Annotated in this window: 19 protein-coding genes and 1 pseudogene; 9 read left to right on the top strand and 11 right to left on the bottom strand. The window is 65.0% G+C overall.

Annotated elements, in window-relative coordinates; all coding sequences use genetic code 11:
• A pseudogene (locus EXV95_RS24780) lies at positions 1 to 697 on the bottom strand (radical SAM protein); the annotation flags it as partial.
• Between the two features lie 80 nt (positions 698 to 777).
• Entirely contained in the window at positions 778 to 1,677 is a 900-nt protein-coding gene (locus EXV95_RS24775) for a LysR family transcriptional regulator (protein ID WP_176888885.1), read from the bottom strand.
• Between the two features lie 66 nt (positions 1,678 to 1,743).
• On the opposite strand from EXV95_RS24775, the gene mdlC reads away from it, so the two are divergent.
• The 4 genes from mdlC (at position 1,744) to EXV95_RS24755 (ending at position 5,581) form a co-directional block, all read left to right on the top strand.
• Positions 1,744 to 3,336, top strand: coding sequence for a benzoylformate decarboxylase (gene mdlC / locus EXV95_RS24770; protein ID WP_176888884.1), 1,593 nt, complete (start codon positions 1,744 to 1,746; stop codon positions 3,334 to 3,336).
• Positions 3,337 to 3,435: 99 nt separating this feature from the next.
• The gene (locus tag EXV95_RS24765; protein ID WP_176888883.1) at positions 3,436 to 4,437 is read left to right on the top strand and encodes a tripartite tricarboxylate transporter substrate binding protein; all 1,002 of its coding nucleotides are present in this window, start codon (positions 3,436 to 3,438) and stop codon (positions 4,435 to 4,437) included.
• Positions 4,438 to 4,508: 71 nt separating this feature from the next.
• Entirely contained in the window at positions 4,509 to 4,922 is a 414-nt protein-coding gene (rnk, locus tag EXV95_RS24760; protein ID WP_055394263.1) for a nucleoside diphosphate kinase regulator, read from the top strand.
• A 269-nt stretch (positions 4,923 to 5,191) separates the two neighbouring features.
• Complete coding sequence (locus tag EXV95_RS24755; protein ID WP_176888882.1) at positions 5,192 to 5,581, top strand: hypothetical protein; 390 nt, start codon at positions 5,192 to 5,194, stop codon at positions 5,579 to 5,581.
• A gap of 22 nt (positions 5,582 to 5,603) precedes the next feature.
• Here the strand turns inward: EXV95_RS24755 and EXV95_RS24750 are convergent, their stop codons facing one another.
• Complete coding sequence (locus EXV95_RS24750; protein ID WP_176888881.1) at positions 5,604 to 6,722, bottom strand: acyltransferase; 1,119 nt, start codon at positions 6,720 to 6,722, stop codon at positions 5,604 to 5,606.
• A 193-nt stretch (positions 6,723 to 6,915) separates the two neighbouring features.
• On the opposite strand from EXV95_RS24750, the gene EXV95_RS24745 reads away from it, so the two are divergent.
• From EXV95_RS24745 to EXV95_RS24735, 3 genes are read left to right on the top strand one after another with little or no spacing between them, the layout of a single operon-like run.
• Positions 6,916 to 7,506 (top strand): GbsR/MarR family transcriptional regulator, encoded by a 591-nt coding sequence (locus EXV95_RS24745; protein WP_176888880.1) that lies wholly within the window; start codon positions 6,916 to 6,918, stop codon positions 7,504 to 7,506.
• Between the two features lie 4 nt (positions 7,507 to 7,510).
• A complete protein-coding gene (locus EXV95_RS24740; RefSeq protein ID WP_176888879.1) occupies positions 7,511 to 8,878 on the top strand; it encodes a cytochrome ubiquinol oxidase subunit I in 1,368 nt (455 codons plus the stop codon).
• 10 nt (positions 8,879 to 8,888) lie between these two features.
• On the top strand, positions 8,889 to 9,899 hold the full coding sequence (locus EXV95_RS24735) for a cytochrome d ubiquinol oxidase subunit II (protein ID WP_055394255.1): 1,011 nt from the start codon (positions 8,889 to 8,891) through the stop codon (positions 9,897 to 9,899).
• A gap of 9 nt (positions 9,900 to 9,908) precedes the next feature.
• Here EXV95_RS24735 and EXV95_RS24730 read toward each other — a convergent pair whose 3' ends face one another.
• From EXV95_RS24730 to EXV95_RS24695, 8 genes are all read right to left on the bottom strand, one after another.
• Positions 9,909 to 11,042, bottom strand: a complete 1,134-nt coding sequence (locus EXV95_RS24730) for an ABC transporter substrate-binding protein (protein ID WP_121419439.1) — start codon at positions 11,040 to 11,042, stop codon at positions 9,909 to 9,911.
• Between the two features lie 251 nt (positions 11,043 to 11,293).
• A complete protein-coding gene (locus tag EXV95_RS24725) occupies positions 11,294 to 12,247 on the bottom strand; it encodes a nitronate monooxygenase family protein (RefSeq protein WP_176888878.1) in 954 nt (317 codons plus the stop codon).
• A 137-nt stretch (positions 12,248 to 12,384) separates the two neighbouring features.
• Positions 12,385 to 14,175: an acyl-CoA dehydrogenase gene (locus EXV95_RS24720; RefSeq protein ID WP_176888877.1), complete on the bottom strand. Its 1,791-nt coding sequence runs from the start codon at positions 14,173 to 14,175 to the stop codon at positions 12,385 to 12,387.
• Between the two features lie 76 nt (positions 14,176 to 14,251).
• Positions 14,252 to 15,184 carry an electron transfer flavoprotein subunit alpha/FixB family protein gene (locus EXV95_RS24715; RefSeq protein ID WP_176888876.1) on the bottom strand — a complete coding sequence of 311 codons (933 nt, stop codon included), beginning with the start codon at positions 15,182 to 15,184 and terminating at the stop codon, positions 14,252 to 14,254.
• Positions 15,185 to 15,934 carry an electron transfer flavoprotein subunit beta/FixA family protein gene (locus EXV95_RS24710; RefSeq protein ID WP_176888366.1) on the bottom strand — a complete coding sequence of 250 codons (750 nt, stop codon included), beginning with the start codon at positions 15,932 to 15,934 and terminating at the stop codon, positions 15,185 to 15,187.
• Between the two features lie 217 nt (positions 15,935 to 16,151).
• A complete protein-coding gene (locus EXV95_RS24705) occupies positions 16,152 to 17,486 on the bottom strand; it encodes a mechanosensitive ion channel family protein (RefSeq protein ID WP_176888875.1) in 1,335 nt (444 codons plus the stop codon).
• 5 nt (positions 17,487 to 17,491) lie between these two features.
• Positions 17,492 to 18,283 (bottom strand): enoyl-CoA hydratase, encoded by a 792-nt coding sequence (locus EXV95_RS24700; RefSeq protein WP_176888874.1) that lies wholly within the window; start codon positions 18,281 to 18,283, stop codon positions 17,492 to 17,494.
• 160 nt (positions 18,284 to 18,443) lie between these two features.
• A complete protein-coding gene (locus EXV95_RS24695) occupies positions 18,444 to 19,349 on the bottom strand; it encodes a histone deacetylase family protein (protein ID WP_121507086.1) in 906 nt (301 codons plus the stop codon).
• A 101-nt stretch (positions 19,350 to 19,450) separates the two neighbouring features.
• Here EXV95_RS24695 and EXV95_RS24690 point away from each other — a divergent pair, with 101 nt between their 5' ends.
• Together EXV95_RS24690 and EXV95_RS24685 are read left to right on the top strand one after the other, a co-directional pair.
• On the top strand, positions 19,451 to 20,371 hold the full coding sequence (locus tag EXV95_RS24690; RefSeq protein WP_010460095.1) for a MoxR family ATPase: 921 nt from the start codon (positions 19,451 to 19,453) through the stop codon (positions 20,369 to 20,371).
• A 3-nt stretch (positions 20,372 to 20,374) separates the two neighbouring features.
• A complete protein-coding gene (locus EXV95_RS24685) occupies positions 20,375 to 21,430 on the top strand; it encodes a DUF58 domain-containing protein (protein WP_176888872.1) in 1,056 nt (351 codons plus the stop codon).
• The last annotated feature ends 47 nt before the right edge of the window (positions 21,431 to 21,477 follow it).

Here is a 21,477-nt window from a genome sequence, read left to right as displayed (position 1 = left end):
GGGTTCCATGCGGCGGGCCAGGGTGGCATCGAGCGTGGTGATAGTGACGTACACCGCCGCTAGGCGTTGCGCTGCGAGCGGAGCCAGCAAATCCAGGTCACGCTCCACACCGCTGGATTTGGTGATGAGCGAAAACGGGTGGCGCGCGTCGCGCATCACCTCGATCACGCTGCGGGTGAGCTTCAGCTCGCGCTCCACAGGTTGATAGCAGTCGGTGGCCGAGCCGATATTGATCAAACGGGGCACGTAGCGCGGCGCGCACAGCTCGCTACGCAGCACTTCGGCAATGTTGTGTTTGGCCACGATCTGCGTTTCAAAGTCGAGCCCCGGTGAGAAGTTGAGGTAGCTGTGGGTAGGCCGCGCGTAGCAGTAAATGCATCCGTGTTCGCAGCCCCGGTAGGGGTTCACCGAGAGTTCAAAAAAGATGTCTGGCGAGTCGTTGGCGCAGATGGCGCTGCGCGCGGTTTCGAGATGCACGCGAGTGGCGGCGGGGGGCGGGGGCGGCGGATGCATCGTCGCCCGCATCGTTACCCCCCGGCAGTTGGCCCCAGCCGTCGTCGGCCGCCTCGCGCACATCGCGCGCAAACCGGTGAGCCAGGGCCGTGGCCGCGCCCCGGCCACGGATGGCCTGCAGCGGGATGCGGACCTCTTCGGGCGGCGCGGGGATGTCGGACTTGTCCGTGAAGGTGCGAGACATAACTGTATAAATATACAGCCATTTGGTGCTGCGTGCTTGCCCCTCCGCCCCCGCAAGCATGCGCGCGGCCTTGGCACGGTTTACTCCTTGAACAGCTGCTCGATCAGCCCCCGCATCCACTGGTTGCCGGGGTCGCTTTCAAAGCGGCGGCTCCAGTGCAGCGACACCGTGAAGTCACGCAGCGGCAGTGCGGGCTCGATCAGGGTGTAGCCACCGTCGGCCGCAAAAGTGCGTGCGATGTTGCGGGGCATGACCACGGCCAGGTCCGTGGCCCGCACGATGGCGGGCAGCACCATGAAGTGCTCGGTGGTCAGGCGGATGCGGTCCTGCAACTGTTGCATCTCCAGAATGCGCAGGGTGTCGGAGTGGGTGCGCACGGCCACAAACTCCAGCTGGTGCAGGGCGCTGAGCAGGACAGGGCCGCTGCGCCTGGTGGCGGCGAAGGGGTGGCCTGCGCGCAGCAGCACCACGTAGCGATCCTGGAGGAGCTGCACACGCTGCGTATCCTTCACCGTGGGCAAAAAGCCAAAGGCGAAGTCGATGGCACCGCTGTCCAGCCGCTGGGGGATCTCGTGGCGTGGCACGGGCAGGGTCTCCACACGCACTCCGGGCGCCTGATGCTGCAGCGCCACCATCAGGTCGGGCAGAAAACGGCCTTCGCCAATATCGCTCATGTGAATGCGGAACACCTTGTGCGACTGCAAAGGGTCAAACAGGGCCGACTCGTTGAGGGCCTCTTCCAGCAAACCCAGCGCGCTGCGCACCGCGTCTGCCAGCCGGTCGGCCTTGGGGGTGGGCTGCACGCCGCCGCCCGCGCGCACAAACAGCGGGTCTTTGATCAGCAAACGCAGCCGCGTCAGCGCCTGGCTGGCTGCGGGCTGTGTCAGGTCCAGCAGCTCTGCGGCCCGGCTCACGTTGCGCGTGCGGTAGACGGCATCGAACAGGCGCAGCAGGTTGAGGTCGATGTCTTTGATATGCATTTAATGAATACCGCTTAGTCACTTCATTGTATTGATGGATAGAGTAAGCCATCCGAAGATGCGGGGATGCCTTCAGAACACCCCCATCTCCCTACCGTGCGCGAGGCCGTGCTCGACCTGTTGCGCGGCTTTCACATCGATACCATCTTTGGCAACCCGGGCTCCACCGAGCTGCCACTGTTCCTCGACTTTCCCAGCGACTTCCGTTACATCCTGGGCCTGCAGGAATCGGTGGTGGTGGGCATGGCCGACGGCTATGCGCAGGCCACCCATAACGCCGCCTTTGTGAACCTGCACTCGGCGGCCGGCGTGGGGCACGCCATGGGCAATATCTTCACGGCGCACAAGAACCGCACGCCTATGGTCATCACGGCCGGGCAGCAGGCGCGCTCCATCCTGCCGTTCGACCCATTCCTGTTCTCGGGCCAGGCCACCGAGCTGCCCAAGCCCTACGTGAAGTGGAGCGTGGAGCCCGCGCGCGCCGAAGATGTGCCCCTGGCCATTGCGCGGGCCTACTACATCGCCATGCAGCAGCCGCGTGGGCCGGTGCTGGTGTCCATACCCGCAGACGATTGGGACAAGCCTTGCGAGCCGCTGAAGGCGCGCACCGTGAGCACCGAAACGCGTCCCGAGCCCCGCGTGCTGCAGGCCATTGGCGATGCGCTGGATGCCGCGCGGCGCCCCGTCTTCGTGGTGGGCGCCGCCGTGGACCGCGACTGTGCCTGGGACGAGGTGGTGGCGCTGGCCGAGCGGCACAACGCTGCCGTGTGGATTGCCCCCATGGCGGGCCGCTGCGGCTTTCCGCAGGACCACCGCCTGTTCGCCGGGGTGCTGCCCGCCATGCGCGAGAAAATCGTCGCGCTGCTTGGCGGGCACGACCTGGTGTTTGCGCTGGGCGCCGCGGCGTTCACGTACCACGTGGAAGGCTTTGGCCCGCATGTGCCGCCGGGCGCGCAACTGGTGCAGCTGATTGAAGACCCCGGCACCGCCGCATGGACGCCTGAAGGCACCTCGGCCGTGGGCGGCATCCGGCTCGGGGTGCTCGACCTGCTGGCGCGCCCCGCACCACCGCCACGCGCCTTGCCACAACCGCGCCCCGCACGCCCGCGTGTGGAGCCCACGGGGCCGCTGATGAGCGTGCCCTATGTGATGCAGACCCTGGCCGAGGTGCGCGATGCGGCCTCCATCGTGGTGGAAGAAGCCCCGAGCTCGCGCGCCGCCATGCACGCCTACCTGCCTATTGTGCAAAGCGAAACCTTCTACACCATGTGCAGCGGCGGCCTGGGCTATGGCATGCCGGCCGCCGTGGGCGTTGCGCTGGCCAAACCCGACAAGAAGGTGATCGGGCTGTTGGGCGACGGCTCGGCGATGTACTCCATCCAGGCCCTGTGGAGCGCGGCGCAGCTGAAGCTGCCCATCACCTTCATCATCCTCAAGAACCGCCGCTACGCGGCGCTGCAGGAGTTTGCCCCCACCTTCGGCTTCCACGAAGGCGACAAGCTCGAAGGCACCGACCTGCCGGATCTCGACTTCCTCGCGCTCGCCCATGGGCAGGGCTGCGAGGCTGTGCGCGTGAGCGACCCCGCCTTGCTGCACCAAGTGCTGCGCGATGCACTGGCCAGCCCGCACGCCATCCTGGTCGAGGTGGACGTGGCCTGACAGGCACTGCACAACCCGTTCTTCCCGGCTCACCCCATCACCACAACACAACACACCAGACCCGGCGCACCCGGGCGCTCACCTTGACTGGAGACAACCATGCACATCGTTCACAACCCGCCCTCCCCAACCACCCGCCACCTGCTGCGCACGCTGGCATGCGCCGCTGTCAGCGTGCTGCTCAGCACCGCCACCATGGCAGACACCTGGCCCAGCAAGCCGATCAAAGTCATCGTCAACTTCCCCGCCGGGGGCGCCGCCGACCAGATTGCGCGCGCCGTCACCCAGCCCCTGCAGGCCGCGCTGGGACAGCCGGTGGTGGTGGAAAACCGGGGCGGTGCGGGCGGCAACATCGGCGGGGAGGCCGTGGCCAAATCCCCGGCCGACGGCTATACCCTGCTCATGAGTTCGGGCGGCATGGTGTCGGTCAACCCGCACCTGTATCCCAAGATGCCTTTCGACCCCGTCAAGGACCTGACACCCGTGGCCGCTGCTGCACGGGTGCTGGTATTCCTGGAGGTGCGCCCCTCGCTGCCGGTCAACACCATCCAGGAGTTCCTCGCGCACCTGAAGGCCAACCCCGGCAAGCTGAGCTTTGGCACGCCGGGCAACGGCAGCTCGCCCCACCTGGCGGCCGAGATGCTCAAGACCCAGGCCAATGTATTTGCGGTGCATGTGCCCTACCGGGGCGCGGCACCGGCCATGCAGGACCTGCTGGGTGGGCAGCTGGACTTCATGTTCGACCCGGGTATCGGCCTCTCGCATGTGAAAGCGGGCAAGCTCCGGCTGCTGGCCGTGGGCAGCGCCAAGCGCTCACCCCTCTTCCCGGACGTCCCCACACTGGACGAAGTGGGCCTGAAGGGCTTTGACGCAGACACCTGGTTTGGCTTTTATGCACCGGCGGGCACACCGCCCGACGTGGTCACGCGCCTGAACCGCGAGATCAACAAGGTGCTGGGCACGCAGGCCGTCAAGGACCGCATCACGGCGCTGGGCGGGGTGCCCGCCCCCATGTCGCCCGCCGACTTCAATGCACGGGCTTCCATCGACAGCGCACGGTTTGGCGCGCTGATCAAGGCGCGCAACATCCAGGGAGATTGACCGCGCGCGGCAGTGCGAGATTCGCGATGGTCTACAGTCCCGCGCTTTGTCACCACCTTAGAGGTACTGCCATGGCGCGCAAGCCCCAGATCATCCTGTCGTCGCTCGACGTTGACCGCATCGAAGCCCTGCTGGCCGCCATCCCGGCCAGTGTCTTCCCGGGCAAGGCGGACCTGCAAGCAGAGCTGGACCGGGCCGATGTGGTGCCGCCCGAGGACATCCCGCCCAACGTGGTGACCATGAACTCCACCGTGCAGTTCTCCATCCTGGAGACGGGCAAGGAGTTCTGCCTGACCCTGGTCTACCCGCGCGACGCAGATGGCACTGCAGACCGCATCTCGATCTTCGCGCCCGTGGGCAGCGCCCTGCTGGGCCTGGCGGTGGGGGATGAACTGGCCTGGCCCGGACCGGGCGGCAAGTCGATGACGGTGCGCGTGAAAGACATCCTGTACCAGCCTGAAAGTGCCGGCGAACTGCATCGTTGAATTCGGGACACCCCCCTGAGGCGCTGCGCGCCTTCCCCCCGCTCTCACAGCGCTGAGCACTGCGGGCGAGGGGACGCCGCCCTCGCTGCGGGGCAGCCCTTGCTTGGCTGCCTTGGCCTTTGAGCACGCCGGTTTCTGAGGCTATTGGGTAGCAGGAGCCCGCTGGAGCACTGCGCGCCTTCTAATCCCGGCGAGCCCTGCCTGGAGGGTGCAAGTGCCACGGATTGGGGTGGTGCAAAGCGCCATGAGCCGCGACAATGGCAGCCGCCATGACCACACCGCCCGCACCGCACACGCCAGACATCCCTCCATCGATTGACCAGTTCGACCCGGACTCAACCGTCGCATTCCAGCGGCGAATGGAGCGGGCTCCTGAATGGTTCTGCTCCTTCCTGGCGGGAAACAGCCGCGAAAAGAGCCGCCTCAAGCGCGAGATGGCAACCATGAAGGGCTCGGTGGTGTGGCTGGTGCAGCAGCGCCGCCAGGGCAACTGGGATGCTACAGAGCGCGCCCATTTGCGGGATGTGATGCGGTCAGCCTCGTCCGTGAGTCCCTACCTGTTCATCTGGGTGATTCCGGGCTCGATGCTGATCCTGCCTTTCATGGCCTGGTTTCTGGACCGGCAGCGCAAGCGGCGCGAGCGCAAGCTACAGCGTTGAAGGGCTCTTCACGAGCCCTCACTCAGAACCCGTTGTTGGTAACAGCCACCAGCAGACCGGTGCCCACCAGCCCCGCCTGCCAGCGCAATGCGGTGGACCAGGTGGGCAGATGCCGCTCCACCCGCAGGTAGAGCAGGCGCCCGGCGGCGAGGGACAGGACAAACGCCAGCAGCATGCCCAGCGCATTGGGCACCGGCGAAGCAGGCCACAGGTGGCTGACCACGGCATTGACCAGGAGGCACACCGCAAAGTGCACGAGGAAGATGGAGTAAGACATCTGCCCCACGCGGACCAGCGACGCAAAGCCGCCCCAGGCACGCAGACGTTCGGACCGCAACGCCACCACCAGGCACAGCGCCGTGACGAGCGCCACCACGATACGGCCCCGGAAGTCCAGCGCCAGGGCCACGCCGCCCAGCAGCACCATGGCGCTCAGCCACCCAACCGGGCTGGCTGCGCGCACTGCCCAGTACGCCAGCATGCCCAGGCCATAGGCACCCAGGAAGTAGATCGCCCACATGTCGAGCCCGGCCATGCGGTTGAAAACCCACAGCGACGCAGTCACACCTGCCACGATGAGCACCCGGGCCAAAACAGCCCCGTGCCGCTGGGCCCACGCGCCCGGCAGGGCCCTGACGCCCGCCCAGAGCAGCACGCTCAATGCAAAAAGCTGGAAGTCGATGGCCACATACCAGACACCGGCAGACAGGGCATCTTCGTCCACGATGTCCTGCAGCAGCAAGGCATTGGCCAGCAATTGCGCCAAGGTGGGTTCTTCCGGCACAGAAGGGTGCTCCATCCAGGGGCGCACCAAGGCAGCCACCACCACCGTCAGCAACAACGCCACCGCGTAGGGAACCACCAGCCGCACAAAACGCTTGGCCACTGCATTGCCAGCATGGTCAAACCGCGCCACGCCCTGGGGCGCCAGGCTGGCTGCGGCAAGGTAGCCGCCCAGCACCAGAAACACCTGCACCGCCATGCGCCCATAGTCATACAGCCAGGCCATCAAGGCGGGGGCGAGAGGCTGGGCGATGTCCGACATCGGGCCATAAAAGGCCAGGTGGTGCCAGACGATGGTGATGCACGCCAAGCCCTTGACCATATCGATCAGGGGCATGCGGGAAGGAGACGAAGACATGGCAGCGGGGAGGTATGGCATGTGCCGATGCGGGGCCGCACCAGCAGACAAAAAACCTCTATTGTCCCCCCGCGCCCAGCAGTTTGCGCAGCCCCAGAGCCTGCCGCGATACCCCACCTTCTGAGGATGTAATTTCCTGAATTTTCAGAAATTACTGAAATTTCGAAAAATCAAGCGCACAATGCATGCCCATATGACCTACGTCAACCATTTACCCCCTCTGAACCGCCAGTTCGTGGCCCACTTTGGCGAGATGGGCAGCCGCTGGGGCATCAACCGCACGGTCGGCCAGATGTATGCTCTCATCTTCCTGTCTCCTCGCCCGCTCAATGCCGACGAGATTGCGGAAACGCTGGAGTTTTCGCGCTCCAACGTGAGCATGGGACTCAAGGAGCTTCAGGCCTGGCGGCTGGTGAAACTGAGCCACCAGCCGGGCGACCGGCGCGAATACTTCGAGGCACCCAAGGACGTGTGGGAGATCTTCCGTGTGCTGGCCGAGGAACGCCGACGCCGCGAGATCGAACCCACCTTGTCGATGCTGCGCATGGCGCTGCTCGAAGAGCCCTCCTCCGATGAGGAGCGCCACGCCCAGGAACGCATGCGCGAGATGCACGAACTGATCGACCGGCTCATGACATGGTTCGACGACGTGCAGCGCCTGGCGCCTGAAACAGCGATGCAGCTGATGGGCATGGGCACCGCCGTTACCCGGGTGCTCGAATTCAAGGACCGGCTGACCGGCAAGGGCAGTCACTCGCCAAAGAGCAATTCCTCAGGAGTTTGACGCCATGGACGCCTTCACGCTCTCGCGCATCCAGTTCGCGGCCAACATCAGCTTTCACATCCTGTTCCCCACCATCACGATTGCGCTGTGCTGGTTTCTGGTGTTCTTCCGCCTGCGGCACACGGCCAAGCGCGGCACACCGGCGGCGCTGGGCTGGGAGCAGGCCTACTACTTCTGGACCAAGGTGTTTGCGCTGACCTTTGCGCTGGGCGTGGTGTCGGGCATCACGATGAGTTTTCAGTTCGGCACGAACTGGCCGGGCTTCATGGAGCATGTGGGCAACATTGCCGGACCGCTGCTGGGCTATGAGGTGCTGACGGCGTTCTTTCTGGAGGCCACCTTCCTGGGCATCATGCTGTTTGGCCGGGGGCGCGTGTCCGAGCGCATGCACCTTGTCGCCACGCTCATGGTGGCTTTTGGCACCACGCTGTCGGCTTTCTGGATTTTGAGTTTGAACTCGTGGATGCAGACGCCCGTGGGCTACGAGATCATCGATGGCAAATTCCACGCGGTGGACTGGCTGGCGATTGTGTTCAACCCGTCCTTCCCCTACCGACTGGGCCACAAGCTGCTGGCATCGGCCCTCACGGCAGGCTTTTTGGTCGCCGGGGTGAGTGCCTGGCAGCTCATCAAGGGCACGGCCAACGAAGGCACGCGCAAGGCCCTGCGCACGGCCATCACCGCAGTGGCCGTCGTGATCCCGCTGCAGATCTTCATGGGCGACCTGCATGGTCTCAACACACTGGAGCACCAGCCCGCCAAGATCGCCGCCATCGAGGGCATCTGGCACACCGAGAAGGGCGCGCCACTTACGCTGTTTGGCCTGCCCAACGAGAAGGAAGGTCGCACCGACTACGCCTTGCAGATCCCCAAGGCGGCCAGCCTGATCCTCGCGCACGACATCGACGCCGAGCTGAAGGGGCTGAACGAATTCCCCGGCGCCCATCCGCCCGTGGCGCCCGTGTTCTGGGGGTTCCGCGTGATGGTGGGTGTGGGCCTACTCATGCTGGCCGTGGCCTGGGTGGGTGCTTTGGTGCTGTATCGCCGCCGCAAGCAAGACCTGGCCACCCTGCCCCGGCCACTACTCTACACGCTGGTGGGTATGGCGTTCTCAGGGTGGGTGGCCACGCTGGCCGGATGGTACGTGACCGAAATCGGTCGCCAGCCTTACCTGGTCTATGGCCTTTTCAAGACCGTCGACGCCGTGGCCCCCCACGCGCCCGCCATGGTGGCCAGCACGCTGGCGGCCTATCTCATCGTCTATGGGCTGCTGCTGGTGGCCTATGTGGGCGTGATCAAGTACATGGCCGAACACCCGGCCATGCCCACACCGGCGGCGCCCCATCCCGCGCCAGCCCCTCGCGCCACTTAAGGAGGCCTCCATGGACGCACTGAACTGGGCCACCGCCCTGCCCCTGATCTTCATGGCCGTGATGGGCCTGGCCCTGCTGGCCTATGTGATCCTCGACGGCTACGACCTGGGCGTGGGCATCCTCCTGCCCTTTGCCACCGATGCGGAGAAGGACGTGATGGTGTCCAGCATCGGCCCTTTCTGGGACGCCAACGAGACCTGGCTGGTGCTGGGCGTGGGGGTGCTGCTCATCTGTTTTCCGACCGCGCACGGCGTAGTGCTGTCGGCCTTGTACCTGCCGGTGGCCGTGATGCTGGTGGGCCTGATACTGCGCGGCGTGGCGTTCGACTTTCGCGTGAAGGCCCGCGATTCGCACAAGACCACGTGGAACCGCCTGTTTGCGGCAGGCTCACTGGCGACCACCCTGGCCCAGGGCTGGATGCTGGGGGCCTACATCACCGGCTTTCAGAACGACACCTGGGGCCTGCTGTTTTCTGCAGGCATTGCCATCACCCTGCCTGCGGCCTACGCGATGCTGGGCGCGGGCTGGCTCCTCATGAAGACCGATGGCGATCTTCAGCGCAAGGCCGCCCGCTGGGGCCAGGGTGCTCTGTGGCCCATGGGGTTTGCGCTCATGGGGATTTCGCTGGCCACGCCGCTGGTCAGCCCCACGGTGTTTGCCAAGTGGTTTGTACTGCCCGAGCTGTTTGCGCTACTGCCCATCCCGCTGGCCTGTGTGGCAGCCTTCTTTGCCATCCGCCATGTGCTGGCCACGCCGCGCGTGGTGCAGGCCGGCTACGGCTGGATCGTGTTCGGGGCCACCGTGCTGATCTTTGTGCTGGCCTTCCTGGGACTGGCCTACAGCATCTATCCGTATATCGTGATCGACCGCCTGACAGTGTGGCAGGCCGCCAGCGCCACGGAATCGCTGGTGGTGATCGGCATCGGCGTGGCCATCACGCTGCCAGCGATCATTGCCTACACCATCTTCATGTACCGGGTGTTCTGGGGCAAGGCGCGGGAGCTGACGTACGGGTTGTGAAACCTCTTCTCAATACCGCAGACTCCCTTCCGCGTCCACAATGGCCAGCTCCACATAAGTCGAGCCGTTGTGGCTCTTGGGCGAGTATTTGACGTTAAAGCGCCCAAAGGATATTTCACCGGCATCCTCCATCGTCTTGATGAAAGACTCCGTGGTCAGGTTGCGCCCCGTGCGGCGCAACCCCTCCACCAGCAGCCGGGCATGCACGAATCCCTCGAACTGTGAAGCCGAAGGCTGGGCGCTGGGGGACTTGGCGCGCAGCAGGGCCAGGTATTCGGCCACCACGGGCACCGTGGTGCTGCGCAGCGACGGCATGATCTGCGCGAGGATGATGCCGCGCGCCTTTTCTTTAAGTTCGCGGTGGATCACGTCCATGCTGGCTACAGAGAACCCGTAGTACGCGGGCCGCGCCGCTGTCGATTGCACGGCCTTGATGTAGCTGGTGAACGTGGTTCCTGCGGTTGCAACGATCACGGCCTGGGGCTGTGCCTTTTCGGTGGCCTGCGCCGCAGCCGCGAAGTCCGGCTGTTTGGGATCTACCTTGATCTCCGCCACGAAGGCCAGCTTTTCCTCATCGGAGGCTTTCTTGAGCTCGGCCAGCAAGGTTTTGCCCAGCCCGTCGTCCTGGTAGAACACGGCCACGCGGCTGATGCCCTGCTGGCGCAGCTGCGAGACTATTTTTGCGGCCTCGCTCGCATACCCTGCGCGCACATGAAAGACGTAGGGGTTGAGGGTTTCCCGAAACACCGAAGCGCCCGTGACCGGGCCAAACAGCAGGGTGCGGTGCTCCTTGATCAACGGCAATATGGCGGCCGTCTGCGCCGTGCCGGTGCTGTTGTAGATCATGAAGACCTTGTCGGTCTCCAGCAGCTGGCGCGTGTTCTCCACCGCTTTCTGGGGATCGAAGCCGTCGTCAAGTGTGGTGTATCGGATCATGCGGCCATGCACGCCGCCCTGCGCATTCACCGCGTCGAACATGAGCCGCGAGCCCTCGCCATACTGCGCAGTCTGGGGCCCGAGCGGCCCCGACAGCACCGCCGATGCGCCGAGGCGGATTTCATCGGCGGTCACGCCCTCGTTGCGGGCATGGCCCAGGCCACCTGTGCACAGGGCAACCAGCAGCACCAGAAAAGAACGAAACATCACGCACCCACCTTGCAAAAAATGTGCTGACCGAGCAACCCAAGCACACGCGCTTTGGTTATTGATCATCATCATTATCCGCAGCCACCAGAACAGGCTTATGGGGGTTTGCCCTTGCCTCGGGAGCGCCAGAAACAGCTTCGCCCGCAGTGCACACCAGGCGCACTGCGGGCGAATGAAGCCCTCTTGCCCAAGGCCACCACGCCCTGGGCAGCGGCGGCGGTGTGGAGCCCAAAGAGCTCAGCGCAGCATCAGAGCTTGAGGCGCGCGCGCGCAGCCTCGTACTCGCGGCGCAGCTTGCCCACCAGCTCGGCGGTGCTGGTCACTGCGTTGATGGCACCAATGCCCTGGCCGCAGCCCCAGATGTCTTTCCAGGCCTTCTTGGCGTCGCCACCAAAGTTCATCTTGCTGGGGTCGGACTCGGGCAGGTTGTCGGGGTCCATGCCCGCAGCGCGGATCGACGGCGCCAGGTAGTTGCCGTGCACGCCGGTGAACAGGTTGCTGTAGACGATGTCGTCGGAGTTGCCGTCCACGATGGCCTGCTTGTAGGCATCGCTGGCACGCGCTTCCTGCGTGGCGATGAAGGCCGAGCCGATGTAGCCAAAGTCTGCGCCCATAGCCTGCGCGGCCAGCACGGCGTCGCCGCTGGCGATGGAACCACTCAGCGCAACGGGGCCGTCGAACCACTGGCGGATTTCCTGGATGAGCGCAAACGGGCTCTTCACACCCGCATGGCCGCCCGCACCGGCGGCCACGGCGATCAGGCCATCGGCGCCCTTTTCGATCGCCTTGTGGGCAAACTTGTTGTTGATGATGTCGTGCAGCACGATGCCACCCCAGGCATGCACGGCCTGGTTCACATCCTCGCGCGCGCCCAGGCTGGTAATGATGATCGGCACCTTGTACTTGGCGCACACCTGCATGTCGTGCTCCAGCCGGTCGTTGCTCTTGTGCACGATCTGGTTGATGGCAAAAGGCGCGGCCGGCTTGTCGGGGTTGGCCTTGTTGTAGGCAGCCAGCGTCTCGGTGATCTCGGCCAGCCATTCGTCGAGCAGCTCGGCAGGGCGGGCATTGAGCGCGGGCATGGAGCCCACCACCCCCGCCTTGCACTGCTCAATGACGAGCTTGGGGTTGCTGATGATGAACAGTGGCGAGCCGATGACAGGCAGCGAGAGATTTTGCAGCGCGGCGGGCAGTTTGGACATGGCAACAACTTCCTGAACAGGTTTTTGGATGAAATAGGGCTCTAGCGCTTATCTATCAAGCGCTAGCAGCTATCATTTTTATATCAATGAGCTGCCCGCTCTGCGGGCAGTTCGTCTCCTCACAACACGCTCAACCTTCAGAAGGCTTCCAGCGCCAACTCGGTCACGCTGGCCGCGCCTTCCACAATGCTGTCGCGCAGGCCCGGGGCCTTCACCAGGATGTGATCAGCGTAGAACTGGGCCGTAGTGATTTTTGCGCGCATGAACGCTTCGTCCTGTCCCTTTTGCAACAGGTCCTGCGCCACCAGCAGGCTGCGCGCCAGCTGCCAGCCCGCCACCACATTGCCAGCCAGCATCAGGTAGGGCACGCTGCCCGCAAACACGGCGTTGGGCTGGGCCTTGGTGCCACCGGCTACAAAGTCGATCACGTCCAGCAGCGCCTTGCGCGCCGCCGTGAGGCGCTTGGCCACAGCCAGCGCGGCGGGGGTGCCGCAGGCCAGCAGATCGGCCTCGGTCTTCTCGATCTGTGCGGCGATGCCCTTGGCGGTCTGGCCGCCGTCACGCGCCGTCTTGCGGCCCACGAGGTCGTTGGCCTGGATGGCCGTGGTGCCTTCGTAGATGGTCAGGATCTTGGCGTCGCGGTAGTACTGCGCCGCGCCGGTTTCTTCGATGAAACCCATGCCACCATGCACCTGCACGCCCAGGCTGGTCACTTCCAGGCTGGTCTCGGTGCTGTAGCCCTTGACCAGCGGCACCATGAATTCATAGAACGCCTGGTTCTGCTTGCGCGTTTCCGCATCGGGGTGGTGGTGGGCAGCATCGAACGCTGCTGCGGCCACGGTGGCCATGGCACGGCAGCCTTCCACGGTGGCGCGCATCGTCATGAGCATGCGCTTGACATCGGGGTGGTGGATGATGGCGGCGCTGGCATTGATGCTGCCGTCCACGGGGCGGCTCTGCACGCGGTCTTTGGCGTACTGCACGGCCTTCTGGTAGGCGCGCTCGGAGATCGCAATGCCCTGCATGCCCACGGCGTAGCGGGCCGCGTTCATCATGATGAACATGTATTCGAGGCCGCGGTTTTCCTGGCCCACGAGGTAGCCCACGGCGCCGCCATGGTCGCCAAACTGCAGCACGGCCGTGGGGCTGGCCTTGATGCCCAGCTTGTGCTCGATGCTCACGCAATGGGCGTCGTTGCGGTCGCCCAGCGTGCCATCCTTGTTGACCATGAATTTGGGCACGACAAAAAGGCTGATGCCCTTGACGCCCTCGGGTGCGCCCTGCACGCGGGCCAGCACCAGGTGGATGATGTTCTCGGCCATGTCGTGCTCACCGTAGGTGATGAAGATCTTGGTGCCGAAAATCTTGTACGTCCCGTCGGGCTGGGGTTCGGCGCGCGTGCGCACCAGGGCCAGGTCCGAACCAGCCTGGGGTTCGGTCAGGTTCATGGTGCCGGTCCATTCGCCGGTCACCAGTTTTTCAAGGTACGTGGCCTTGAGCTCGTCACTGCCTGCGGTGAGCAGCGCCTCAATGGCGCCATCGGTCAGCAGCGGGCACAGCGCGAAGCTCATGTTGGCGCTGTTGGTCATCTCGATGCAGGCCGCGCCAATGGTCTTGGGCAGGCCCTGGCCGCCAAAGTCGGCCGGGTGCTGCAGGCCTTGCCAGCCGCCTTCGGCGTATTGGCGGAAGGCTTCCTTGAAACCGGGGGTGGTAGTGACCACGCCGGATTGAAAGCTCGATGGATTCTTGTCGCCTTCCCAGTTGAGCGGCGACAGCACCCCTTCATTGAACTTGGCGCACTCTTCCAGCACGGCAGCCGCCGTGTCCAGGCCGGCGTCTTCAAAGCCGGGAATCTGCGCAATCTGTTCAATGTTGGCCAGGTGCTCGATGGCGAACAGCATGTCCTTGACGGGGGCGGTGTAGCTCATGGGTGTCTCCGGGAAAGCGAAATTTCGTCAAAAAAAAGGCATCGCGAGCGATGCCTTTGTGCGCACAGTGGCGTTCTTACAGGGCCTTGACCAGTTCTGGCACGGCCGTGAACAGATCCGCTTCCAGCCCATAGTCGGCCACGCTGAAGATCGGCGCCTCAGGGTCCTTGTTGATCGCCACGATCACCTTGGAGTCCTTCATCCCGGCCAAATGCTGGATGGCGCCCGAGATACCCGCTGCGATGTACAGCTGCGGCGCCACGATCTTGCCGGTCTGGCCCACTTGCCAGTCGTTGGGGGCGTAGCCTGCGTCCACTGCGGCGCGGCTGGCGCCCAGCGCAGCACCGAGCTTGTCGGCCAGCGGCGTCATCACTTCGTCGAACTTTTCCTTGCTGCCGAGGGCTCGGCCACCGGAGACGATGATCTTGGCGGCGGTCAGCTCGGGGCGGTCGCTCTTGGCGATTTCGCTGCCCATGAAGCTGCTCTTGCCAGCGTCTGCGGTGGCTGCGGCGGTTTCGACGGCTGCGGAACCGCCCGTGGCGGCTGCGGCGTCAAAGCCCGTGGCGCGCACGGTGATGACCTTTACGCTGTCTGCGCTTTGCACGGTGGCAATGGCGTTGCCTGCGTAGATGGGGCGCTCGAAGGTGTCGGCAGAATTCACCTTGGTGATGTCGCTGACCTGCGCCACGTCCAGCTTGGCGGCCACGCGGGGCGCCACGTTGCGGCCGCTGGCGGTGGCGGGGAACAGGATGTGGGTGTAGTTCGATGCGATGGCGAGCACTTGGGCGGCCACGTTTTCTGCCAGGCCGTGTTCCAGGCCGAGGGCGTCGGCGTGGATGACTTTGGCGACACCGGCGATCTGGGCGGCTGCGGCGGCGGCTGCACCGGCGTTGTGGCCAGCCACCAGCACGTGCACGTCGCCACCGCAGGCCACTGCGGCCGTCACGGTGTTCAGCGTGGCGCCCTTGATGGACGCGTTGTTGTGTTCTGCAATAACGAGTACCGACATTTAGATCACCTTCGCTTCGTTCTTGAGTTTTTCAACGAGTGCCGCTACGTCGGCCACCTTGATGCCTGCGCCGCGCTTGGCGGGCTCGGTCACCTTGAGGGTCTTCAGGCGCGGAGCCACGTCCACGCCGAGGTCTTCGGGCTTGACGGTATCGAGCTGCTTCTTCTTGGCCTTCATGATGTTGGGCAAGGTGACGTAGCGGGGCTCGTTCAGGCGCAGGTCGGTGGTGATGACCGCTGGCAGCGACAGCTGCAGGGTTTCCAGGCCGCCGTCCACTTCGCGCGTCACGCTGACCTTGTCGGCCGACAGTTCAACCTTGTTGGCGAACGTGGCCTGGGGCAGGTCGGCCAGGGCAGCCAGCATCTGGCCGGTCTGGTTGGCGTCGTCGTCGATGGCTTGCTTGCCCAGGATGATGAGAGAAGGCTGTTCTTTGTCGACCAGGGCCTTGAGGATCTTGGCAACGGCCAGGGGCTGCAGCTCGACGTCGGTTTCCACCAGGATGGCGCGGTCGGCACCGATGGCCATGGCAGTGCGCAGGGTTTCCTGGCACTGGGCCACGCCGCAGGAGACTGCGATGACTTCGGTCACCAGGCCTTTTTCTTTCAGGCGCACGGCCTCTTCAACGGCGATTTCGTCAAAGGGGTTCATGCTCATCTTCACGTTGGCGATGTCCACACCCGTGTTGTCCGATTTGACGCGGACCTTCACGTTGTAGTCCACCACGCGCTTGACAGGGACCAAGACCTTCATTGCTGCGGCTCCTAGAGTTGGTTGAATTGACGTTTACGTAAACTGGAACATTCTATGCGGCACTGCAACGAAAGCGCTACGGGCCCGGCATACAGATCGCACGATCAGAAAAACGAACGATCGTGCTTTTTGTGAATTATAGGCGAGTGGGCGCAACACCTGTCTAGAGTTTGCTGTCGCCTTGGGCAACCTGCAGCCAACGGACAAGCGGGCAAGGCTACTCAGAACCCGCCAGTGCGCGGCCCACCGCCGCATTCGACACAGCAGGGGGCAACGCTCCCTCGACCTGCACATGCATGACCCGCTGCGGATAAGGGATTTCGATCTTATGGGCGCGCAGTGCACTCAGGATGGCGCGGTTGATCTCCGAGCGCAGGCCCAGCGAGCCGTTCTCGGGGTCGGCAATCCAGAAGCCCACGGTGAACTCCAGCCCATCGGCACCAAACGCCGACAAGGACACACTGGGCGCCGGATCGCGCAGCACACGGCTGCTGGCAAAGGCGGCCTCGCCCAGCAGCCGTGTCACCAGGTCCACATCGCTGTCATAACCCACGCTCACCACGGTGGACAACCACACCCGGGGGTCCGCCAGCGACAGGTTTTCCACCCGCTGGATGATCAGCATCTCATTGGGCACGATGGACTCGCGGCCCGTGGACGAGCGCACCACCGTGTAGCGCGCATTGATATCGGTGATGCGCCCCTCGAAGTTGTCCACCCGCACATTGTCGCCAATGCGCATGCTGCGCTCGGCCAGGATCACAAAACCGCTCACATAGTTGGACGCCAGCTTCTGCAGGCCAAAACCAATGCCCACCCCCACAGCGCCGCCCAGCACCGACAACGCAGTCAGGTCAATGCCCACGGCCGACAGAGCCATGATGAGCCCGACGAAGATCAGCAGCGCCCGCACGGCATTGCTCACGGCCTTGCGCAGCGACAGCTCGGCCCCGGTGGCCGAGCGCAGCAGGCGCGACTCGATGGCGGCAGATATCCACAGAGCGATCAGCAACACGGCAGCAGCCGTCAGTGCCCCTTCGATCATGGTGCGCACCGACAGCGTGGCGCCCCCCACCTTCCAGTGGATCTGGTCCAGCTCTTCGAGCACCAAGGGCAACAGCCCCGTGACCCACAGCACCATGCCCAGCCAGGCCAGCCACGAGATGGAGCGTTCAATCGGCCGCACCCAGGCGGCATCCGGGTAGGCCACCTGCAGCACCTTCACCCCGATGCGGATGACCACCAGCGACACCAGCACCGGCACGGCGACCTTGAACACGGCCAGCGGAACCCACTGCAGCAGCACGGTGCGCGCCACATAAGCCAGGCTCAGCAACGCCAGCGGAAACAGTGCGCCATCGACAATCCGCGCGCCGAACAGGATGGAGCGCGGGTCACCCCGGTGCAGCCCACGCTGCAGCAGCGACACCAGCAACCAGGCCAGGCCCAGGCAGGCGGCCAAGGCGGCAAACTCCACCAGCACCGTGGGCCGAAGAAACGCCTCGGCCCAGCGGCCCACATCTTCCAGCATGGGGGTTTCTGTCGTGGCCATGGCTCTCAGCGCTTCCAGGTGGGCTGGCGCTTTTCGGCAAAGGCGCGCGCGCCCTCTTGCGCGGCGGCGTCCATCATGTTGGTGGCCATGGTCTGGCCCGCCAACTGGTAGGCCGCATCGATGCCCAGCTCCCGCTGCTGGTACACCAGCGCCTTGCCCAGGGCCACGGCCACGCGGGGCTTTTGCAGGATGGACTCCACCAACTTTTCGACCTCGGCATCCAGCGCATCGGCGGGCACCACACGGTTCACCAGACCCTGCGCCAGCGCGGTGGGCGCATCGATGAAATCGCCGGTGAGCAACATTTCCATAGCCCGCTTGGCGGGCACATTGCGCACGAGCGGCACGCTCGGCGTTGCGCAGAACAGGCCGTAGTGGATGCCGCTGGTGGCAAAGCTGGCGCTGTCGGCCGCCACCGCCAGGTCGCACTGCGCCACCAGCTGACAGCCCGCCGCCGTCGCCATGCCCTGCACCCTGGCGATCACGGGTACTGGCAGCTTGTGGATGGTCAGCATCATGCGGCTGCATTGCGCAAACAGCTTCTGGTAGTACGCCAGCTCCGGGTTCGCCGCCATGTCCTTGAGGTTGTGCCCGGCACAGAAGGCCTTGCCTGCTGCGGCCAGCACGACCACGCGCACAGATTCGTCGCGGCCCGCATCGTCCAGCGCCTGTTGCAGCGCAGAGAGCATCTCTGAACCCAGCGCGTTGAAGCGGGCCGGGTCGTTCAGGGTCAAGGTGACCACGCCACGGGCGTCGCGGGTGGTTGCCAGCACATCATCGAAGTTCTTTGTCGTCATAGTTTGCTCCTCTCAGCCATCTGCACGCCGACTGAAACTGGCACTGCCCAGGCGGGGGCCGCCGCGCAAGGGCCGCCCCGCCGCGCTGGCGGCGTCCCCCTTCCGCATCGCGCAGCGATGCGAGAGAAGGGGGAAGCGGCGAAGCCGCTCAGGGGGTTGGTCACAAATCCGCGAGGACCCGCAAATGTGCCTCCACACTGCGCGCCAGCGGCCCCATCACATAGCCGCCCTCCAGGCACGACACGATGCGGCCCTTGGCATAGCGGCGGGCCACGTCCTTCACACGCTGGGTGATCCAGGCGTAATCCTGCTCGGTCAGGCCCAGCTGGCCCATGTCGTCCTCGCGGTGGCCGTCAAAACCCGCACTCACAAAAATCATCTCGGGCTTGAAGGCTTCCAGCCGGGGCATCCACATCATTTCGATGATCTCGCGGATGTCCATGCCCCGCGTGTAGGCGGGCACGGGCACGTTGACCATGTTCGGGGCGGGATCGTGGTCGCCGCTGTAGGGGTAGAACGGGTGCTGGAAGATGCTGACCATCAGCGCCCGGGGGTCATTGGCCAGGATGTCCTCGGTGCCATTGCCGTGGTGCACGTCAAAGTCCACCACCGCCACACGCTGCAGGTTGTAGCGCTGCAGCGCATATTTAGCCGCCACAGCCACGTTGTTGAAGAAGCAGAAACCCATGGCCTTGTCGCGGCAGGCATGGTGGCCGGGGGGGCGCACCGAGCAAAACGCGTTTTCCACCTCGCCCGCCATCACGGCATCGGTGGCGGCCAGCGCCGCCCCCGCAGCGCGCAGCGACGCCTTCCAGGTGTGGGCGTTGATGGAGGTGTCGGTGTCGATCTGCGCGTAGTTGGGGCCGCCAGCCATCAGCTCTTCGTTGAGCCGGTCTGACAGGCCGCGCAACGCCGCAATGTGCATACGGCCGTGGGCCAGCTCGATGTCGGCCAGCGAGGCCTCGGGGGCGTCGTAGCGCTCCAGCGCGTCGGCCACGCCGGTGATCAGCAAGCGATCCTCAATGGCGTCCAGCCGTTCAGGGCATTCGGGGTGGCCCGGGCCCATCTCGTGCTTCCAACAATCCCGATGGGTGAAATAGCCCGTCTTGCTCACAGTCTTGTCCCCGCGTGTCGCATTTTTCTCAATTTTTCGGATAACGTCATGCCATGAACGCACAGCACAAAATCAAATCACTTCTGGATCAGCTTAACACGGTGATCGTGGGCAAACAGGCGCAGGTCCAGGACTGCGTGGCCTGCCTGCTGGCGGGGGGGCACCTGCTCATCGAAGACGTGCCCGGGGTGGGCAAGACCACGCTGGCCCATGCCTTGTCACGCACCTTCGGCCTGCAGTTCTCGCGCGTGCAGTTCACGGCCGACCTGATGCCCAGCGACCTGACCGGCGTGTCGGTGTACGAACGCGGCAAGGAAGCCTTCGTGTTCCACCCCGGCCCGGTGTTTGCCCAGGTGCTGCTGGCCGACGAAATCAACCGCGCCAGCCCCAAGACGCAGAGCGCGCTGCTCGAAGCCATGGAAGAAAAGCAGGTGTCGGTGGAGGGCGAAACCCGCGCCCTGCCCCATCCGTTCTTCGTGATCGCCACGCAGAACCCGCACGACCAGCTGGGCACCTTCGCGCTGCCCGAGTCGCAGCTCGACCGCTTTTTGATGCGCATCTCCATCGGCTACCCCGACCGCGCCGCCGAACGTGTGCTGCTGGCGGGCGCGGACCGGCGCGACATGGTGGACACCATGCTGCCCCTGCTGTCCGACGAGGAACTGGCCGAGCTGCAGCGCCAGGTGCAGGCCATCCACACGGCCGATCCGCTGCTCAACTATGTGCAGGACCTGATTGCGGCCACCCGCTCGGGCCGGTGGTTTCTGCAAGGGCTCTCGCCCCGCGCGGGCATTGCCCTGGTGCGCGCAGCCAAGGCGCAGGCCCTCATCAGCGGGCGCGACTATGTGGCGCCCGATGATGTGCAGGCGGTGCTGCCCCAGACGATTGCCCACCGCCTGGTGCCCGTGGGCGACGCCGGACGCGGTGCGGTGGAGCAGGTGCGCGCGATGGTCGAAGCGGTTCCGTTACCCTGACCCATGGAATCCGCCACCCCAACGACCCTCCCACCCCTTGCGCGCTGGCGCAGCCTGGCCGCCACGCTCAACCCATTTGCGCCGCTGCGCCGCCGCTTCCAGCGCTGGTGGCAGGCGCGCCTGCCGTTGAGCGACACGCTGGCGCTCACGCAGCGCAATGTCTACATCCTGCCCACCGGTTCGGGCTGGATGCTGGCGTTGACGCTCATCGTGCTGCTCATCACGTCCATCAACTACCAGCTCAACCTGGGCTACCTGCTCACCTTTTTGCTGGCGGGCAGTGCGGTGATCGGCATGCACATCTGCCACGCCAACCTGCGCGGCCTGACCCTGCACCTGAAAGCACCCGAGCCGCACTTCATGGGCAGCAGCACCGCGTTTGACATCCAGCTGTCCAGCGAGCGCAAGACCCCGCGCTACGGCATCGCCCTGTCGGTGCACGGCACGGGCAAGGAGGCGCAAAAGGAGCCCCATCATTGGGCCTGGACCGACGTGCCAGCGCAGGGGCAGTCCAGCGTGCAAGTCGCTTTCAAGCCCGAGCGCCGGGGCCTGCACCGCGTTCCCACATTGACCGCCGAGACGCGCTTTCCGCTGGGCACCTTCCGCGTCTGGACCTACTGGCGCCCCGCTGCCCAGGTGCTGGTCTACCCCGCACCCGAAACCCCGACACCGCCCCTGCCGTCTGGTGAACCGCGCGCGGGCGGAGCAGGCAACACGCCCACACAGGGCATTGGCGAATTCGACGGTGTGCGCGCCTACCGCCGGGGCGATCCGCTCAAGCTCGTGGTCTGGAAGAAGGCCGCCAAGTCGCTGGCCACTGGCACAGACGACCTGGTGAGCCGCGACGCCCAGCAGGCCCAGCGGCACGAGCTGTGGCTGGACCTGGCCCGTGCCTCACTGCCCGACCACGAAGCCCGCATCTCGCGCCTGACCGCCTGGGTGCTGCAAGCCGACCGGCTGGGGCTGGACTATGGCCTGCGCCTGCCGGGTGTGGAGATCGCCCCGGACACGGGGGCGGCCCATCGCAGAAATTGCCTGGAGGCACTGGCATTGTGCTGATTCGTCCCTCAAAATTTAGATCAAATTGGCACCTGGCGCTTGCTGGA

The organism is Acidovorax sp. JMULE5, assembly GCF_013376875.1.
Taxonomy (GTDB): Bacteria; Pseudomonadota; Gammaproteobacteria; order Burkholderiales; family Burkholderiaceae_C; genus Acidovorax; species Acidovorax facilis.
Note: the sequence above shows the minus strand (reverse complement) of the source record. Positions and strands in the feature narration are given on the sequence as shown.

Coding starts and splice junctions, on each gene's coding strand:
- EXV95_RS24730 (WP_121419439.1), bottom strand. CDS start 11,042: ATGTTTCGTTCTTTTCTGGTGCTGCTGGTTGCCCTGTGCACAGGTGGC.
- EXV95_RS24740 (WP_176888879.1), top strand. CDS start 7,511: ATGGACGCCTTCACGCTCTCGCGCATCCAGTTCGCGGCCAACATCAGC.
- EXV95_RS24710 (WP_176888366.1), bottom strand. CDS start 15,934: ATGAAGGTCTTGGTCCCTGTCAAGCGCGTGGTGGACTACAACGTGAAG.
- EXV95_RS24750 (WP_176888881.1), bottom strand. CDS start 6,722: ATGTCTTCGTCTCCTTCCCGCATGCCCCTGATCGATATGGTCAAGGGC.
- EXV95_RS24735 (WP_055394255.1), top strand. CDS start 8,889: ATGGACGCACTGAACTGGGCCACCGCCCTGCCCCTGATCTTCATGGCC.
- EXV95_RS24745 (WP_176888880.1), top strand. CDS start 6,916: ATGACCTACGTCAACCATTTACCCCCTCTGAACCGCCAGTTCGTGGCC.
- rnk (WP_055394263.1), top strand. CDS start 4,509: ATGGCGCGCAAGCCCCAGATCATCCTGTCGTCGCTCGACGTTGACCGC.
- EXV95_RS24705 (WP_176888875.1), bottom strand. CDS start 17,486: ATGGCCACGACAGAAACCCCCATGCTGGAAGATGTGGGCCGCTGGGCC.
- EXV95_RS24695 (WP_121507086.1), bottom strand. CDS start 19,349: ATGGGCCCGGGCCACCCCGAATGCCCTGAACGGCTGGACGCCATTGAG.
- EXV95_RS24775 (WP_176888885.1), bottom strand. CDS start 1,677: ATGCATATCAAAGACATCGACCTCAACCTGCTGCGCCTGTTCGATGCC.
- EXV95_RS24685 (WP_176888872.1), top strand. CDS start 20,375: ATGGAATCCGCCACCCCAACGACCCTCCCACCCCTTGCGCGCTGGCGC.
- EXV95_RS24725 (WP_176888878.1), bottom strand. CDS start 12,247: ATGTCCAAACTGCCCGCCGCGCTGCAAAATCTCTCGCTGCCTGTCATC.
- EXV95_RS24765 (WP_176888883.1), top strand. CDS start 3,436: ATGCACATCGTTCACAACCCGCCCTCCCCAACCACCCGCCACCTGCTG.
- EXV95_RS24755 (WP_176888882.1), top strand. CDS start 5,192: ATGACCACACCGCCCGCACCGCACACGCCAGACATCCCTCCATCGATT.
- mdlC (WP_176888884.1), top strand. CDS start 1,744: ATGCCTTCAGAACACCCCCATCTCCCTACCGTGCGCGAGGCCGTGCTC.
- EXV95_RS24690 (WP_010460095.1), top strand. CDS start 19,451: ATGAACGCACAGCACAAAATCAAATCACTTCTGGATCAGCTTAACACG.
- EXV95_RS24720 (WP_176888877.1), bottom strand. CDS start 14,175: ATGAGCTACACCGCCCCCGTCAAGGACATGCTGTTCGCCATCGAGCAC.
- EXV95_RS24715 (WP_176888876.1), bottom strand. CDS start 15,184: ATGTCGGTACTCGTTATTGCAGAACACAACAACGCGTCCATCAAGGGC.
- EXV95_RS24700 (WP_176888874.1), bottom strand. CDS start 18,283: ATGACGACAAAGAACTTCGATGATGTGCTGGCAACCACCCGCGACGCC.